At 34.4% G+C, this 18685-nt stretch carries 17 protein-coding genes; 1 reads left to right on the top strand and 16 read right to left on the bottom strand.

Features of this window, described 5'->3' with window-relative positions:
* The coding region (locus tag RWN13_RS19630) for a hypothetical protein (protein ID WP_314067206.1) at window positions 1–208 on the top strand (208 nt) is incomplete at its 5' end.
* A 970-nt stretch (window positions 209–1178) separates the two neighbouring features.
* On the opposite strand, the gene RWN13_RS19625 is transcribed toward RWN13_RS19630, so the two are convergent.
* The 16 genes from RWN13_RS19625 to RWN13_RS19555 form a co-directional block, all read right to left on the bottom strand.
* Window positions 1179–1613: a hypothetical protein gene (locus RWN13_RS19625; RefSeq protein WP_314067204.1), complete on the bottom strand. Its 435-nt coding sequence runs from the start codon at window positions 1611–1613 to the stop codon at window positions 1179–1181.
* 129 nt (window positions 1614–1742) lie between these two features.
* Window positions 1743–4475, bottom strand: a complete 2733-nt coding sequence (locus RWN13_RS19620; protein WP_314067202.1) for a cation-translocating P-type ATPase — start codon at window positions 4473–4475, stop codon at window positions 1743–1745.
* 227 nt (window positions 4476–4702) lie between these two features.
* The gene (locus tag RWN13_RS19615; protein ID WP_399553704.1) at window positions 4703–4846 is read right to left on the bottom strand and encodes a hypothetical protein; all 144 of its coding nucleotides are present in this window, start codon (window positions 4844–4846) and stop codon (window positions 4703–4705) included.
* Between the two features lie 144 nt (window positions 4847–4990).
* The gene (locus RWN13_RS19610) at window positions 4991–5284 is read right to left on the bottom strand and encodes an acyl carrier protein (RefSeq protein WP_314067200.1); all 294 of its coding nucleotides are present in this window, start codon (window positions 5282–5284) and stop codon (window positions 4991–4993) included.
* 47 nt (window positions 5285–5331) lie between these two features.
* The gene (locus tag RWN13_RS19605; RefSeq protein WP_314067198.1) at window positions 5332–6744 is read right to left on the bottom strand and encodes an AMP-binding protein; all 1413 of its coding nucleotides are present in this window, start codon (window positions 6742–6744) and stop codon (window positions 5332–5334) included.
* A complete protein-coding gene (locus RWN13_RS19600; RefSeq protein ID WP_314067195.1) occupies window positions 6741–8006 on the bottom strand; it encodes a radical SAM/SPASM domain-containing protein in 1266 nt (421 codons plus the stop codon). Before RWN13_RS19600 ends, RWN13_RS19605 begins: the two co-directional genes overlap by 4 nt.
* 356 nt (window positions 8007–8362) lie before the next feature.
* Entirely contained in the window at window positions 8363–9088 is a 726-nt protein-coding gene (locus tag RWN13_RS19595) for a hypothetical protein (protein WP_314067193.1), read from the bottom strand.
* 170 nt (window positions 9089–9258) lie between these two features.
* Complete coding sequence (locus RWN13_RS19590) at window positions 9259–11565, bottom strand: FtsX-like permease family protein (RefSeq protein ID WP_314067192.1); 2307 nt, start codon at window positions 11563–11565, stop codon at window positions 9259–9261.
* Window positions 11555–12217 carry an ABC transporter ATP-binding protein gene (locus RWN13_RS19585; RefSeq protein WP_314067191.1) on the bottom strand — a complete coding sequence of 221 codons (663 nt, stop codon included), beginning with the start codon at window positions 12215–12217 and terminating at the stop codon, window positions 11555–11557. The genes RWN13_RS19590 and RWN13_RS19585 overlap by 11 nt, the downstream gene beginning before the upstream one ends.
* A gap of 1 nt (window position 12218) precedes the next feature.
* Window positions 12219–13184 carry a M50 family metallopeptidase gene (locus RWN13_RS19580; RefSeq protein WP_314067188.1) on the bottom strand — a complete coding sequence of 322 codons (966 nt, stop codon included), beginning with the start codon at window positions 13182–13184 and terminating at the stop codon, window positions 12219–12221.
* A 24-nt stretch (window positions 13185–13208) separates the two neighbouring features.
* Window positions 13209–13805 (bottom strand): accessory gene regulator B family protein, encoded by a 597-nt coding sequence (locus RWN13_RS19575; RefSeq protein ID WP_314067185.1) that lies wholly within the window; start codon window positions 13803–13805, stop codon window positions 13209–13211.
* A complete protein-coding gene (locus tag RWN13_RS23715; RefSeq protein ID WP_399553705.1) occupies window positions 13798–13917 on the bottom strand; it encodes a cyclic lactone autoinducer peptide in 120 nt (39 codons plus the stop codon). Before RWN13_RS23715 ends, RWN13_RS19575 begins: the two co-directional genes overlap by 8 nt.
* Window positions 13918–14009: 92 nt before the next feature.
* Window positions 14010–15302, bottom strand: a complete 1293-nt coding sequence (locus RWN13_RS19570; RefSeq protein ID WP_314067182.1) for a GHKL domain-containing protein — start codon at window positions 15300–15302, stop codon at window positions 14010–14012.
* A gap of 15 nt (window positions 15303–15317) precedes the next feature.
* A complete protein-coding gene (locus RWN13_RS19565; RefSeq protein WP_314067179.1) occupies window positions 15318–16034 on the bottom strand; it encodes a LytTR family DNA-binding domain-containing protein in 717 nt (238 codons plus the stop codon).
* 31 nt (window positions 16035–16065) lie between these two features.
* Complete coding sequence (locus tag RWN13_RS19560; RefSeq protein WP_314067177.1) at window positions 16066–16839, bottom strand: ATP-binding protein; 774 nt, start codon at window positions 16837–16839, stop codon at window positions 16066–16068.
* A 3-nt stretch (window positions 16840–16842) separates the two neighbouring features.
* Window positions 16843–18651, bottom strand: a complete 1809-nt coding sequence (locus RWN13_RS19555; protein WP_314067174.1) for an LTA synthase family protein — start codon at window positions 18649–18651, stop codon at window positions 16843–16845.
* Window positions 18652–18685 lie beyond the last annotated feature (34 nt).

Genomic DNA, 18685 nt, shown 5'->3' with positions numbered 1-18685 from the left:
CCTAGGTCTATTAGAAAGAGAGGATATTTCTTTTATGCCTTCCGCAATCCTAAAATGGCTAAATATTGAAGTGTTAAGGTTTAGCCATTTTTTCTATTATCTGTATCTTCGAGAAAACATAGTATCATTTATCAATCCCATCAAACCGCCATTCTGTAAGAAAAACCTCATTATTTGTGATACGCATGTGCATATCACAAGTGAATGAGGTTAATTAATTGAATGATTTGAAAGTAATTCAATCAATTTATTCTTTGGACATAACCGAAGTAGGTTGAACAAGTTCACTTGTTGCATTCCTAAAGGCTGTTTCTTTTTGACTTGAACTGTCAAATTCGCTCTTTATACCTGACATAGCTACACCTATTTTTTTATCATTTTCAATATAACAAACTTCATATTAATTATCATTACTTATTCGAACCTACAAAAAAGGCTGAACGAGGCGTTGCCGCTTCTCCTATTGCTTTACTACATTGTTTGTCTCTAAGCAGTAAAAAGCTAGACCAACGGCAGCACTTAGCATTTGTTGCGATCGAAGCGTAGTAGTGCCTCACGAAGCTGAATCCAAACTACGATATAGAGAAAGTTATATACTTTCCTATTAAGTAAAAAACCGCCTATCTACTAGATAGGCGGAAAAAAGGAGTTATTTTACTCTGGAGGAGTAAAATGAAAAATAAAAAGGTTGTTGTTGGTTATAAGTTCATTTTACTACTGTTTTGCCCAAAAGTCTAGTTAAAATAAACATTCCTTAAAAAAACATTTTAACTATCATATTTGCATGCTTATTTACTGTTTTTAAGACCGATTGTCAGTCATAAATGTTATTTTAAAAAAATTAACGTTAATTCAACTTTTTTTCGTATCTTAATTAATAGGGGAGAGGAGGTGATTAATATGATCAACATGCAAGATAGGATGAATAGCCTCTCAGACAGACTGGCGACAAATCGTTTACATAAGAAAGGACATGTCGTTATTCAATACCCCTGTTTCATTTCCGAAATTCGGTGAGAATTTAACACTCAAGAGGAAGCTAATCAATTTTATTTGAAAAACTCAGTGATATAACTCGTGAAGTAAAGAACGAGTTCATCGATACACTGCCACTTTTCCGCGGTTTATCCAGCGACTAATAGCTTCAAAAGCACCTCGCCCTTGGCGAGGTGCTTTTCTTATTTCATTAACAAACTGGTCATTCGTTGGATACAAAAAGCAATTGTATCAGTGGTTTCATCTTGTTTTTTCTCAGCGTCATCGAAGGCAGCCGAATCAACTGTGGCGGCTGATGGATTCACCGCATCAACCATTTCCTGGCAACCAGCAACGTAATCAGTATATGCTTTTTCCAATTTTTTATGAATGCCAATGACTTTGGCCGGTGCTTTTAATCCTTTAATCGTATCCAATAGTCCTTGATAGCTAGCCGTGCCTTTCCCAAAGTTTTCGTGAACTTCTGTTAATTTATCTGTTGATAATTGGTCAACTGTCCCGTTATCAATGGCGTTTCTCACCTCTTCAAAATAAGGGTTCATGGTTTCGCCAATCGTTTCCGTTTCTTTGACTATATCGTTTATTTTTTGAATATAAAATCCTAAATTCGCTTTCACTTGATTCTCCTCTTTCTTTTGATTATCTGTTTCTATTTTACACTGTTTGGTCAAAGAAGAAAAGCCTTCCTTGCTAAAGTATTTATTACATAAAAATCCCCTGACCACAGTCAGAGGATTTAGATTATTCTAGATATCTAATGATTTTCTTTGGAAGAACTTCACAATTTCCACAATTGGGATAATCGCGATGGATGAACCAAAGACAATTGCCCATTGGTAAGCATCTAAGTGAGCCACGCTAAACAAATCGTTAAAGCCTGGAATCACAATCGTACTTGCCAATAACACAAAGGATAGCAAGACCGCATAGTTAAAGACTTTATTTCTAAAGGCTCCCACTTTGAAGATTGACTGATGAATCGACTTAACATTAAAGGCATGGAACAGTTGAATTAAGCCTAATGTTGCAAAAGACATAGTCAAAGCATCTGCATGTTGCATGTCGTAAATAGCTTGATTCAAGCCAATGTTGTTGGCTGCTGCTGCAGCTTCTTGAGCGGCTGTTAAGGCAACGTGTGCTGGCCATTGGATAGCTGCCCAGTATACGCCTAAGGTAATCGCTGCTTCTAAAATCCCTTGATAAATCACACTGCTCATGACGCCACCAGAGAAGAAATTGGAGTTACGGCCACGAGGTTTGTGACTCATTACATCACGTTCAGCTGGTTCAAGACCCAGTGCAATCGCTGGGAAAGTATCTGTTACGACGTTGATCCACAATAAGTGAACCGGTAATAAGGTATCCCAACCAATTAATGTGGCGATAAACAAGGTCAGTACTTCACCTAAGTTAGCAGCTAACAGGTATTGAATAGTCTTTTGGATATTTGAGAAAACTTTACGTCCCTCTTCAACAGCCACGATAATCGTCGCAAAGTTATCATCTGCAAGGACCATATCACTGGCGCCTTTCGATACTTCTGTTCCGGTAATTCCCATACCGATTCCGATATCAGCTGTTTTAAGAGCTGGTGCATCATTGACACCATCACCGGTCATGGCAACGACTTTACCTGCTGTTTGCCAAGCCTTCACGATTCTCACTTTATGTTCAGGCGATACCCGAGCATAAACAGAGTAATCGCCAACTTTTTTAGCAAACTCTTCTTCAGACATGTCATTTAGTTCAGCACCCGTAATAACTGCCTCGTGCTGATCTTTACCTAAAATTCCTAAACGAACCGCAATCGCTTCAGCTGTGTCACGGTGATCCCCTGTAATCATTACAGGACGAATTCCCGCTTCTTTAGCAACACGAACAGCTTCAGCAGCTTCTTGACGCTCAGGGTCAATCATCCCTACTAAGCCAGAGAAGACCAGGTCTTTTTCTAAATCAGCTGATTCTACGCTTGTTGGTTTAGTCTCAACAATTTTGTAAGCCATGGCTAAGACACGTAGGGCTTGTTTAGCAAGACCCGTATTATTTTCTAGGATTAACTGACGCTCAGCCTCATCCATTGGTTTTAATTCTCCGTTGACGTCATAAGAGACACAACGTTTTAATAGTTCATCCGGTGCGCCTTTAGTCGCTACTAGGAAACGACCGTCAGCCAACTCGTGAATGGTTGACATTAATTTACGTTCTGAATCAAATGGTGCTTCACCAACACGTGGTTCTGCCACAAGTTTTTCACGAACGTCATACGCTTTATTTAAGCCAAATTGGACTAAGGCTGTTTCTGTTGGGTCACCAATTAATGTGCCTTCTTTAGAGAATTTTGTATCGTTACAGTAGTTCATGACTTTTAAAGTCATGTTATCTGCTGCAAGCTCATCTGTTGCTGAATGCAATTCGTTATTAGTGAAAACTGCTTCAACCGTCATTTTATTAACTGTTAACGTCCCAGTTTTATCAGAACAGATAATATCAGTACTACCTAAGGTTTCAACGGCTGGTAATTTACGTACTAAGGCATTTCGTTTGGCCATTTTTTGTGTGCCAATCGCCAAGACGATGGTCACAATCGCAGGCAAACCTTCTGGAATTGCTGCTACAGCAAGTGAAACAGAGGTTAACAACATGTCAATCCACGTTGTATTGCCTTTTAACATTCCAACACCAAACATGATCACACAGATGCCTAAAATCGCGATGGTCAGTGTTTTACCTAATGAGTTTAAGTTTTCTTTTAATGGTGTGTTGGTTTCATCTGCTTGTGATAACATATGGGCAATCTTACCAACTTCGGTATTCATGCCTGTTCCCACAACGACACCAACGCCACGGCCATAAGTAACATTGCTATTCATATACGCCATGTTCAAACGGTCGCCGATTCCTGTTTCTGCATCGCTGATCACATCTAGATGTTTCTCAACAGGCACTGATTCACCGGTTAGAGCTGCTTCTTCAATTTTCATTGAGTTGGCTTCAATTAAACGCAGATCCGCAGGAATCACGTCACCGGCTTCTAACATGATAATGTCTCCTGGTACTAACTCCGTACTTTTAACGGTTTTAACATTGCCATCTCGCATGGCGTTCGCATTTGGCGTTGCCATACTTTTCAGCGCATCGATGGCCTGCTCTGCTTTCGCTTCTTGAACCACTCCAAAGATCGCCATAATAAGAACCACAACAATAATCATAATAGCTTCGACGCGATCGCCTGTAAAGAATGAAATCAAGGCTGCTGCTAATAAAATCATGATCATAAAGTCTTTAAACTGATCGATGAATTTAGATAACAGGGTTTTCTTTTTCCCTTCATCTAATTGATTAGCCCCATAGGCCTCTAATCGTTTGTGGGCTTCCTGATTGGATAACCCCTCTTTTGACGTCTGCATTTTCTCAAGTACTTCTGCTTCAGTTTGAGTATAAAACGCTTCTTTCAGTTGTTGCTTTTTCTCTTCCGACATTTCCATCCTCCTAAAATTTTTATTTGCGTACACAGAATACAAAAAGAGACTTGTGTATGCGCAAATAAGAGCATACATAAGTCTCACTAATTAAGACAACACCAGAAAGGGGTTCCCTTCAGTGCTGGTGATGTTGTCACGGCAATCGCCGCCAGTTACTCCCTTATGAGCATTTCATTTATAATTATACACGATTTTTGACAGGTTGCAATTAATTCTACCTTAGATTAGGGATTGAAACCCTTATCATCACTAACTTTTTCAGTTTGTTGCAAACTACTTTGCCAAAAGGTCTCAGCGGTCCCTTGTTCCATCCCTTGAATGAAGCGTTGACGAATCAATGGATAGCTGTCAGACAGCTGTGTCACCACTTTTTTGATCTCTTCCCGCTTGGTTTTTTTATCTAAGGTAAGCAGACGATTTCAATCATTGATCACATATTTTGAAAGGGAATATTCAACGAGTGAATCTATTAATCCATTTTCTATTCGCTCTTCTTTTAAATAGTTGCTAATTTAAGTTTCTAATATTTTTTTTAAAAGGCAGGTCTCTAAGTCACCTATTTTTCGAACCTGAAAAAAATCGTCATTTTCTAATGATACTTCAAATTTATCTTCTAGTGTAGCAACCAGTATCATTGAGTCATAAGATGACAATCCTAAATCATTTAATAGCACAGTGTTTGAACTTATATCTTGTGATTCTTTTTCTCGAATCTTCATACATTCGCTCTTTATTTCATCAAAAATTTCTTTCTTTAAGTCTTCCACCGTTTCTCCTTCCAAAATAAACATCGTCTCTAAAGCCATATTAATACACGTACACTGATAAGACACGAAATACTAGTGAGTCTGAACTACTTCCTGATTATTTTATTTGTGTTAGTTTTTTCAAAGGCATGCTCTCTTACAAAAATACCAGAAACATTTTGATTGTAAGGTAAGGTTTTATTAATATGGTTAATTTCTGTTCTGATAGCTCGCTTAAATTTATCAGAACTACTTCCATTTATTGAAAAGACTTCTATTTCTATCCTTCCCTCTCTCTCATATATTATAGCCTCATCAATTAGAGACGATTCAAGAAAAACTTTCTCTAGTTGCTCTGGATAAATATTTTCTCCATTAGATAAAAGAATCATATTTTTAGCCCGACCTTTCAAAAAAAGAAATCCATTATCATCAATAAAGCCAATGTCTTTTGTGTTATACCACTTGTTACTTAGTGAGGTTGACTCATTATAGTATCGTTTAAAAACATTATCCCCCCGGACACAAACTTCTCCATTTCCTTCCTTATCTTGATCAATAATTTTTATGTCGTTACAACTGATTGCTTTTCCTACAGAACCACATTTAAATTTTTCAGGATAGATGTTTGAATTAACAGAAATAATCGGCGAACATTCTGTGATTCCATATCCATTAATTAGTTTAATTCCTAATTCCTGAAAATAGGTTTCATACTTTGAATCAAGCACTGCACCTCCGCTAACAATTGTATTCATTTTTTTCCCTAATATTTTTTTTAAATCTGCCTGAACTTCTCCATGAGCCAACTTATACAATGCTTCTACAACCATAGGAACGCCAATCAAATAATTCACTCTAACTTCACATAGTTTCTTTTGTAGAAATCTCGAGTGTTCTAACAAATGAATTTTACAACCACAGGATAAGCTTACTAATAGAGCTACAATTCCAAATGCATGGTGTAATGGTAAGAAATGAATCGTTTCTCCTTTAAATTCAACTACTTCTTTAACTGAAAAAATATTAGCTAGGATATTTTTTGATGATAGTTCTACCCACTTAGGATTTCCAGTAGTACCTGAAGTCTGTATAATCACAATTGTATTACTATCTAAAACACGTTCCCTAGTTGTATTTTTTTCTTTTCGTACTTCAAATTGTAAATTTGCTATATTCTTGACGCTCATATTTTCAACCTTCACTATCTGTTTATCTGTGGTCAGAATACAGTTTGACTCTAATTGAGTCCCTACTAAACTCATTTTTTCAGCTGAATAATTGACATCAACTGAAACAACAGTCTTTCCACAATAAATAATTGCAAAGAAAGCTACAATCCATTCATATGTTTGAGATCCTCCCAATATAATATTTTGGCTGTCTTCTGTCGTTATAAGCTCAGCGAGACATTCAACATTCTCAAAAAAAGTTTCATAACTGATCTGTCGGTTATCTTTATCAATAAAGGCAATCTTTTCACCATATAGCTTTGTTATCATTTCCAGCCAATTTGTCATTCAAGCTCTCCCACAAGTTCATGTTTCAATACTTCCAACATTTTATTTTTTTTATTTTCACACATTAAGTTCGAATTATTCCCAACTTCTTTATTGACAAGTAACCCCTCAGCAATGCATGATGAACATTGATTTCTCAACCAACATGACAAGCATTTAGAATTATCACTTTTTTTAATTGTTTGAAAATTTTTGATACTTTTGTCCATCTCTTGAGATTCGTATTCTAAAATATGCGATATTTGATACTCAGGAAATTCTTGGAACATGAAACACGGATATATACCTCCAACTTCGTCTACACAAAATTCATTTATACCCGCGCTACAGTAGTTATCACATACAGCCGAAATCGGTTTCGAAATTTTCGATAAGGTCCCAATAACGTCTTTGTACATTTTTTTGATGCCTAACTTATAGATGTAATCATATAAATCTCGATTAAAACGTTCCCATTCTGCAATACTAACTTTTTCCTCATTTTCAGATCGAATTTGAGTTACATGATTAATATGAATCAAAGACGGATTAAAACTTTCCAAAAGAGAAAAAAACTCGCAGATGTTTATTGGCGTCATTATAGGCACCAAATCATCCGTCACGGTCACTTGAAACGCTATATTATATTCACGATTCAATTCATTCTTTTTTAATAAGGTCAAGATATCATTATATGAGCCCTTGTTACTCTTCTTATATACTCTAAATGCATCATGACTATCCTGTGGGCCATCTAAACTAATGGTTAGATTAATCTTATATTTATTTAGAATTTCCTGGGCTTTATTCGTTAATAAGGTACCATTTGTTACTATTGAGTAATACTGCGGTTTTATTAAATTATTATTTTCAGAACAGCGCCTCTCAATTTCTTCACATATAAATCCAATAATATTTAAGGCAAGTAACGGTTCTCCACCAAAAAACTGAACATTCTCTATACCTAATTTGAACGTCATTAACATCCAATTAACTACTTCTTTAGCTAATTTTTTTGTCATAGTTTTCACTGCTTTATTATAGCTACCACCTCCTGCATAACAATAGCTACAATTTAAATTGCATGCATTAGTTACTGTGATAGTTAATTTTTTCAACTTCACATCAACAAATGAAGACATCAACGTCACTTCGTGCTTATTGTTAAATTCATTCTCAATAATACTCTCATAACTTCCACGTAATATTTTATTAGTATTTGCCTCATAAAAATAATTTTTCACTATCGGTATTATGTTTTGAGTTCCCATTTCATCTTTCAATCCCTTCATAGTTAGTAAATAAACATAATCCTTAGTACTTACTTAGATAAAATACGAACAATTATATTTATTTAAATAAACTATGCAAGTTATATGTCAAAATCACTTTCAACACACAGCTTGCATAGCTAATCAGTTAAACATTCTAGCAGTTACAACCAAATCCACTACCGGCTGTCACTGAATCTTCCAATTCTTCGATTACAACTTCATCATATTGATTTTTCATGTTCTATTCTCCTTTCATATAATATTTCGATAAGAGCAGATACCTATTCCCATCGCTATAAAAACTTTGCCACCTGCATTTTTATACTACAGTGCAGCAAAATAAATATCTTCTTAATAAATCAATTTCATAACTCACCTTCATAAAACTCTATTTCTTTTTCAATTAAGCTTTTAAGGGTATTTACGTGCTGAAAGAAACCTTCAGGTTTATTTTCTATACTCTTTGACAGATATCTATACTTCTCAGATTGAACTAACCACCATTGACTTTGTTCTTTATCATTTAACCCTAGGAAGTGATTCATTATATCGATTCTGTAATATGCTTTATTTATATCCATAATGGCGAGTGTTTGAAATAACCATTTGGATAGCAACCGATAGTACACACTGCTATTTTGTTCATTTTTTTTTAATTTGAGACAAACCAATTCGATTTGTTTTTTTGATTCTTTAAGATGGTGGCGATAATCTTTATAACACTCCCTCTTATCCAAGATTACGTCATCAAAATTGAATGGATTATTTTGAAAATATTTTAACTTGAATCCTTGTGAAAAAGGTTCATCAGAGGGTCTCATTGCTTTTTCTAAATCACTACATGCAATAAAAAATTCGTCAAGCAATAGGTAATCATAGACATACACGCCGTGATCAGACACACGCTCGACCGTCACAAAGTGATAACAAAAATGTTGATCCGTATTTAAATATGGTAGATAGTATTTATCTACAGGTATCACTGCCCTATTGATACTCAGTAAACTAGTATAAAACGCTAAAAATGTGTTGAACTCTTTCTCTAGTAGGTTTAGATTAAAGTACTTTTTGAGAGAAGCCTTAATTTCCATATTACATCCCACAAAATAATACAAAGGAATTTTTTTATACTTTGTCTGAAACAAAGAAAACGTGTAATAGGTCGAATAAAAACCAAAAGTTTCTATATCAATTGAGTCTTTTAACGGCGATATTCTGTAAATCGAATTAATGTAGCAATCCACTATCATCTTGCCCCTTTTTATAAAATTTTCACCTCGTTGGCAATAGAAACCTTGTTCATCTTAATAGTATTTATTATCGTAATGACTAGATTAATAATAACCAATATGATAAAACTAATTGTAAAAGTAGCTCCATTTACTACATTAATTTCAACAATCGACCCTAACATAGAAACAATAAAACGATTAAGGTGCTCTGCAATTAACTGTGTGAATACTAGAGAATAAACAAATGACATACCTGAAATTATACATAAGACCATGAGGTTTTCTTTGAACAACTCTCTTCTCCTACTACCTAACGATCGTAATAAAATTATAGATTTACGATTATCATGTACCAAGTCACTTAACATTAGCATAATGATGAGGATACCTAGAACCGCTACTATCACATCCAAGGCTACTATTGGTGCCAAAGTAGAATACACTGACTTTATCCCCGTTTGAATGTACTCCTCATTAGTTCTAAAATAGAAGACATTTCCTTTTCCTTCAAGGCTTTTATAAAATTCTCTTTCGTTTATAATATCAAAAGTTACAATTTCAGACCCCTCTTCAGCAAATAAAAATTTAAACATATCAGGATCAATGTAAATTATATCTCCTCCATTTTCACCAGAAGACGTAATACCTGACACTGGCAAATCATGACCTTTGAATGTCACATACTCACCTATCGAAATACCCAATTTCATTGAAATCGCCTTACCAACTAAGATACCGTTTGTTTCAACTTCCCCTTCCACACTTGATTTATATTTTGCTATATCTGTCCCCTTTATCATGAAACCATTTGTACTCTCTCCTTTATAAAAGAGTTTATCGGTAGGATATATTTTAGTAGAAACATATAGATTTCCAATTCCTTTAATATCAGATAGTACCTGGGGATCCATTTTTTCCATCGAAGGATTTATGGCAAATCCATCACCAGTCAGAATCACTTTCCATCCTTCATTAACCGTATTTAGGCTTGATATAACTGCACTTATCACCACAAATTGCAAGGTTAGTATTGAAGTGAAAACTAATATGATACTACTAATTTTTTTTTGATTAGTATTGATAAATGATTTGACAAACAATAGCTTTCCGCGCATATAGCGATTAACACAAAACATAAAAAAGATTGGCCATAGTAAAATTGACATAATTATCAAAACTACTATTACTATTTTTAAAAAAATAGTTACATCAACTTTTAATAATAGGCTTGTAACTAGCATGAAAACTAACAACATACTTGCGCCTTTTAAAACACCAGTAACCGTATAACTATTATTGGATTTCTCCAGGTAAAAATCTTTTAGCGTCACACTTTTCAAACTCTTTGAAACATTAAAATAAAATAACATGAACTCAACAAAAAAGCAGATTAAAACACCAAATAGTATAGGCTTTATAGGGTAATTATGATAACTAAACTGGTAGAAACTTTTTCCACCGAAATTCCCTAACAAAAGATTGTAAAATATTGGTATTATTATAGTTCCTATAACTAGGCCCGATACTAAGCCTATAACAAAAGGTTTAAGAAAATACATAACTTCATTATTTAAAATTTTAGGATTGGTCTCTCCTAAAGACTTTAATAAAAAAATATTTTTCTTCCTTCTTTTTAAAACTTTTTTAATCTCGTACTCGATCATAATCACTAGTAGAAAAATTGTAATTACAGAAATAATGTAAACAATCAACTTTAAAAGAGTAAGTAGTGCCTCTCTTTGATTATTACCATCGTCTATAACTATCTCAAATTTATTAGTTTTATGGCTTTTAATATCTTCAAATTCACTTTTATCTAATTGAAAAAATGTAACCTGAGTTATATTTGTATCTGGCATTACCACCAGTTTTTTTATAATGTTCTCAACTTGTTCTCCATCGGGTTTATACACGCCTACAACATTATTGGGGCGATTATCAATTACTATTATTTGATTAATCACTATACTATTTTCGTTAGCAGCCTCTTCTGAGATAGAAACCTCATCTTTTTTTTGTGGGAGTCTCCCCTCTGTTAGTTCATAATCCCTTAACTTATCACTTTCCTTCATCATCAAATATTCCTCATAATTCCCTTTATCTAGCTTAACAAAATGAAAATTTGAAATGGTTGACTTACTTTTATATTTATTAAACAATAAGGAATTATCCTCATAAGTAACTTTACCTTTTGCACTTAGCTCTATGCTACTATATTTATCTGTTTCAACATTTAATGTTGAACTTACTTGAAAGAGCGCAATGCAAACAAAAATTACAATTAATGAAAGGAAAACACCATTAAAAAAAATTTTAGACATTTTATTATTTTTCATATATTTTACCGTCAGCTATATAGATAATCTCATCTGCTATTTGTGCGACCCTTTGACTGTGGGTTACCAATATTAAGGTTGTTCCGTATTTTTCGTTTATAATATCGAAAATTCTCAACACCTTCTCTTCATTTGCACTGTCCAATGCGCCAGTTGGTTCATCCGCTAAAATATATTCCGGTTCTGTACATAATGATCTACCTATTGCTACTCTTTGCTTTTGACCTCCAGATAATTGTTCTGGGTAATAATCTTTTTTTTCTGTCAATCCAAGTAAACTTAGCGTATTATCTATCAAATCTTTAGTCTCTGTCTTATCTAATTTTTTTCTATTAAACTTAGCTCCCATTCTAAGATTTTCTTCTACTGTTAAATCGTCAAACAACATAAAATCTTGAAAAACAAATCCTATTTTGCCTCGCCTATACTCTGTTCGTTTTTCTTCGTTCATCTTTGCAATATCTTTACTTCCAACAATCAGTTCGCCTGAATCTGGTAAATCAAACCCTGCAATGAGATTCAATAGCGTTGACTTACCTGAACCACTTTCACCTAAGATAATTGTTTTACTTCCTACCTTAATTTCTAATGAAATATTGTCTAGAATTATCGTATTAGTAAATTGTTTTTTTAAATTTTTAATTGTTATCATACTATCTCCTTAAAATAATTACTTGAAAAATTAAAAGTAACATAACTGTAACGACACCGATAACATTATTTGTGTACTGAGTAATTTTACAGTAAGCATTCAAATCAATAAAAAGGATGGACAGAAAGCTTAAACTTATATACCACTTAACAAATCGACTGTATGTCGCAAATTTAGACGGTTCTTTGACCACTTGTGTAAACTTTTTTCTGAGATTGTATTCATCAAATAAAACACTTAGAATTTGATAGCCATCTGTTACAAAGAAAGGAACTAGATTTAAAAAAATAATCGAGCCATTTATTATTATTAAATAGGCAATCATATTGTCATTCCCGAAAATCAGCCCCAAAACAAATGATACTAGTATGAGAAATAAATTGGCCAAACAACCAGAAAAATAATAAGATATTTTTTGCTGTTTACTAAAAACATATACCTTATGTCGTATATAAAAAGTGGGTAAAATACCTAACAACAAGGCAAACCCTAATATTATTGATGTTATATCATGTTCTCTTAACCATGCTGCATGGCCACACTCATGAAAAATGTAAGAAAACAATGAGATTAGTACTACTTGAAAAAAATTCAAGTCATACGTCTTATTCATAATCTCTTGCACCACATCTAAATTAAACATTGTTACTACTCCGAAAAATAGGGTAAGCATGCCAATGATTGTGTATGTTCTTTTAGGAAAAAAATCCGCTTTAATACTCCATTCCATGAGGATACTCATTAATGAATATTCCTTTTTTGAATGTGTTTCTTGGGCTATTTTATTCAAAAAAAGAAGATATTGATTTTTATGTGCTAGACAAAGCTTCTCCAAATTCAAAATATTCATATGTAAATGATAAAGTTTGTCTATTTTAGGATAATATAACCAATAGATTCCTTTTTTCTCGTTAAGAGTCCCTTTCTCAATATTCAAATTTTGCTCCATACTGACAATTGGCTCCATATTTTTGCTCTCCTTAATCCACCTTTATCTATTTTCAAGGTCATTCCGTTTGCTCAAATATTCACTTGATAACCAACCAATAATTATTAAGATAGTGTTAACAGATATCGATAAAAGCAACACATTAGGCAACTCATCTAACCCTAGTGACTTAGCACTAAAAAAAAGAACGACACATACTATATAAAATAAAATCGCTTTTCTTTTATAACATTGTTTTTTACAACTTGACAAAAAAATGAATTCATTACTAATAGGGCATAATAACCAAATTATAAACAAACAACCAGTAAAATAACCGATTAAAAAACTATTTGAAATTAACGGAATATTAATGACAGAAACAAGTATGCTTATTACCATTGATGAGATCCAGCATACATTTTGATTCTTAAAATGAAATCCACCAGTGTATTTCCTTAATGTTGTGTAGCTCAGTAAAAACAATAGTTGCAAATAGCCATTACTAAATAAAATGCCTATTGACATTATTGATAGCAAATGGACAATTTTTAGAATTAAGATCTGAAAACCATAAAAATAAATTAAGCGCTGACCCTCACTTACTATTTTATAGCTGATTAATTTATTAACTGTGATGTTAATCAATTGCTCACTCATCTAAACTCTTGAGTAATTCAATGGGGATTTTAGGTTGATAACATATCCAAATACAACATGAATAATTTACAGACTTAGCGCTCCATCTCAGTATTTTAGAAAATACGGTCATCATCTTTATTTTCACAGCTAGCACCCCCTTGTCTCATCCAATGTTACTATGAAATACATGACATTCAATACACATTGAGTATAATGCTTTTTTTATTGTTCAAACGGTATTAAAATATTGACTGTACACCATTCATCGGATATTTCAATAGTAAATGCCCCATTCATTTTATCCAAAATTGACATAATGCTCCCATTCCCTAGACCTGCGTGGTTGGGTTTAGTTGTGATATATTTATTTTTGATTATTTTCAGCTCGTTTACGCACGGGTTCACAGTTGTAATAATCAAATGGTTTTGTTTTTTTTGAATTTTCAAATAAATCGTTTTGTTTTGTCCCTCTACTTCTTGGGTAGCTTCAATGGCATTATCCAAAATGTTGCCAAATATCGTTACTAATTCAAAATCCGTTAAAAATGTTAGCTGTGGCTTATTTGTTTCAACCACCATTTGAATATTTTTTCGACGGCACCCATAAATTTTTTCATTAATTAGTATTTCTAGTACTTTATTCGGAAAATAAAAATCCTTTTGCGTCTCTCCGATTTCTCGTACTACTTCTGCCAAATAATTTTCGGCTTTTTTATAAGAGTTATTATCAATGAGATTTGACATGACTTGTAAATGATTCTTCATATCGTGAGAAATCATTTTCGTCTTAATTTCTAATGCTTGAACTCTCTCATAATGATTTAATTGATCTTTTACACGTTTTTCACTAGCACGTAATTGGAATTCAATTTCATATTTTTCATTTATTCGAGTTAGTAAATTAATTAAATATGTCATCAAAATAAGCATAAAGGTAGCCGTTAGTAGCGATAACACCGTAATCTCAATGTTATTTTCAGTAGATTTTTTTACCAATAATACTAAAATCACTATTCCAATAACATTAACAAATACAGTAAATAACATATCTCTAACAGCCAAATAAATATATTTGTTTTTTGCCAAGCCTATTTTTATTAAATTATATATTAACAGAACAATTAGACTGGATATCACCATTTTCAAACCAGCCACATTCTTTTCTGAAACTATTGATAACGTGTCATACATATAATCGACACTAAAAAATGCTAACCCTTCCGAAAACATACAGACGAAAAAAAACAAGCCATTTATTAGATAATCAATGATCCCCTTTACGTCAAACATAAATTTACTTAATAATATCAATTGAAGTATATTAACCCCTAAATTTAAAGCGGGGATTTCAAACGTGTTAACTCCTGAAATGACTATCGTTACGAATAGAAAAAATAAAATCATTATTCTCTCTGAATAATTTATTTGGTACTTGTTATAAAAAAAATCAACTATTACAATATTTGTTATTGCCACGGTAACTAGAGTAGTTAGATAAAATAAGCCTTCTTCCACAATCCTCCCCCTTTTTTAGTTAATCTGTTTGGTCAAATATGAAAAAAATTCCTCTTTTATTTGCTTAAGCCTCAATCTGGAAATATGAATTTCGGTATCACCAACCAATATCATTCGATTAACTTTAATTAATTGAACAAACTTGTAATTGACCACAAACGCTCTATGGGGCATTCCAAAACCATGTTTTGCAATTTCCGCTAGAATCCCCTTCAAATTACCATATAATTCGAACGCCCCTGAATATGTATACACATATATTTTACGGTTTAAATATTCAAAATATTTAATTTCACTCAATATTAATTTAACAATGCCACTGTTTGTTTTAAGAACGATGAATTCCTCCTCTCTTCTCTCTAGTTGATACGCTCTCAGCTCATCTAATACCTTGCTAATTTTCTCATCTGTAATCGGCTTATCCAAATAATCAAATGGATGAATAGAAAATGCTAAAGGTTTATACTCTTTGTGCCCTGAAATGAGAATAATTTGCACTTGCTTATCTCGAACTCTTATCTGTTTTGCTGCCTCAATTCCATTTTCATTTCCTATTTCAACGTCTAAGAAAATTATATCAAACAGCTCTGTAGTTTTAAGCAAGTCTAACACATTGTCAAACGCTACTACACTACTTTTGATTCCCGAATAACTATCTTCGCAATAGACCGCACACCTTGAATATAGAAACTCTACAACATTAATATCATCATCACAAATAGCAATTTTCACACTACCTCTCCTTCGTCATTTAATTTGAGCTCTAGTCGAAACCCTTATCATCACTAACTTTTGGCAAACTACTTTGCCAAAAGTTCTCAGCGGTCCCTTGTTCCATCCCTTGAATGAAGCGTTGACGAATCAATGGATAGCTGTCAGACAGCTGTGTCACCACTTTTTTTATCTCTTCCCGCTTGGTTTTTTTATCCACCGGACAAGGGTTAAAAATCACAGGTAAGTCTTCCCGTGCCACAAAGGTTTTAATCGTGGTTTCTTCTAAATAGAGCAGGGGCCGAATCAAGGTTATGTCTACCTTGCTCAAATAGGTAACGGGTGCAAAGCTGGCTAATTTGCCGTGAAACAGAAAGTTCATCAAATAGGTTTCAATAGCGTCATCCCCATGATGCCCCAGTGCCATCTTATTGCAGCCTAGGTCTTTCGCCGATTGATTTAAAATCCCCCGACGCAACTTGGCACACAAAGAACACGGAGATTTCTCTTGCCGAATATCGAATACTACAGTAGCTATGTTAGTTGGAACGACCGTTAGTTCATACCCCAGTTTTTCGATAAAGTCTGTTAATGGGCTGATGTCCATGCCCATATCCATATCCAAAGTGATCGGCACTAGCTCAAACTCGAAGCCAAGGCGTCTTTCCTTGGCAATTCGATCCAGTAAATAGAAGAGGGTGGTACTGTCTTTCCCTCCACTTAGACCGACTGCCACTCGGTCTCCTGGTTCAATCATCTGATGATTGAGAATGGCTCGTCGGAGGGGGTTGTAATACACTTGATTGTCTTTTTTTTGATGTGCCATACCTTACTCCTTAAAAAAATTGGCTGGGATACTATACTGTTTGCCTGCTACGATATCGTATTGAATCAGCTGATAATCCTCATACAGTTGCTGGTCCTCACCGCTTAAGCTCAATGTTTGTTGCCATTGAGCTGTGTAATAAAAATTCTTCTCAAAGGCTGGTAAGACCTTTTCTAAGTCCGTTAATAATTGATAGAAACCTGTTCCCGGTACACCACTTAATTCAAACAGTTTCGGTGCAAAATAAATGGGACTCATGATGGCTGTGGTGGTGGTCTCTTTAAGTTGCTGGCTATCCCACAAGAAGAACTCTGTTAAATGCATGTCCACATCGCTATTGGCTTCCTGAAAACTATCTGAATAGATGCTAGGCAAATGATCCCCCCAAAAGACAACTAGGGTCCGTTTTGGTAATTGTTTTAGTTCTTCCAAAAAGGCTGCCAGAGCCTCGCTAGTGTACTTGACATCGGTCATGTAATTATCGATGGTTTGCGGGTTATCTACCCCGCTAAGCTGATTTCCTGAGGCCTCATACTTATCCTTATAAGGCATATGTGTCTGCATGGTTACCAAATGAACAAACTGTGGACTATTAGACGCTAAGACATCCAACACTTCCGTAAAGGCCGCTTGATCTGAAATATAAGGATTATTTTCCAATTTATCCTGATGAGTCATGGTGGATTCATCTAAAAATCGGTCAAATCCCAAGACGTTGTAAACATCTTTCCGTTTATACATAGAGGTATTATAAGGGTGAATTGCCGTTGTTTCATACCCTCGTTCTTTGGTTAAGGACACAATCGATGGCAATTCGGCTAAATTAGGAACTAACATGGTGTAAGGTGTGGTCAGCTGACTGTTAAACAACTCCATCGACAGACCGGTCAACGCCTCAAATTCGATATTAGCTGTGCCACCACCGTAGTTTTGCGACAGCATTTGACCACTGTATGTTTGATTGGCAATCTCATGATAGGCTTTTAATGGATCGGTCGTACTTTTTAAGCCGTTTAAGCGCAATGGATCCGAAAAACTTTCAGACATAATATAAACAATATTAGGTTTAGCTTCTTTGGTTTCCTTCGCTTGGTACTTGGCCACAACTTCTTCGACTGCTTCTTGGGAATAATTGTCCGGTTTTGCCATAGCTTCCACATGTAAATTATATAAAAAACCGCCCATAAACCCAGTATTGTAATAGTTCATTTTTTGACTGTAAGGAATCCACAGGGCTGTTTTATTGTAAGCTTTGCGTAAGATATTAGTTGGTTGATTAAACTGACCCACATAAAATAAACCACACAAGCTAATGACTAATGCACTCACTCTGACAATCTGTTTCTTGCGAGACAAAAAGAGGCTACGGTAGAAGGCGTAACAGAAAAAGCCAAGGGCTACACCAATTACCAACAAGCAGATGATGAAGGGCCAAGTGCCAATCATCTCTTTCATCAAGGTTAGTTCCGTCACCATTTTCAAATCATCCGGGTAAATGGGTTCCACCCGATAAAACATCTTTTGATAATTGGCAAATCCCAGAATGCCGATAACCACCGTGAAAAAAAGCAAGCCAACTGACCATGAGCCGATTAAGCTTATCAGGAAAAGTAAGAAGATTCCTAATACCAGACACCCTAAGATAAACTTCTCGGTGTGCCAGCTAAAGGCAAACTTAGTCGCCAAGTCCCAGCTCAGATTGTTTTGTGACAATTGTAGATAATAATTACTGGCAAAGACCATTAATAGGGTCGTTGCTACTTGCAGCCCTATTTTTATTTTCGGCCACTGTTTTTTGATTTTTTCTTTCACGTGTTTCTTCCTCTAACTTCCTGACTAAAATTTC

This window comes from uncultured Vagococcus sp. (genome assembly GCF_963518325.1).
GTDB lineage: Bacteria > Bacillota > Bacilli > Lactobacillales > Vagococcaceae > Vagococcus_D.
Note: the sequence above shows the minus strand (reverse complement) of the source record. Positions and strands in the feature narration are given on the sequence as shown.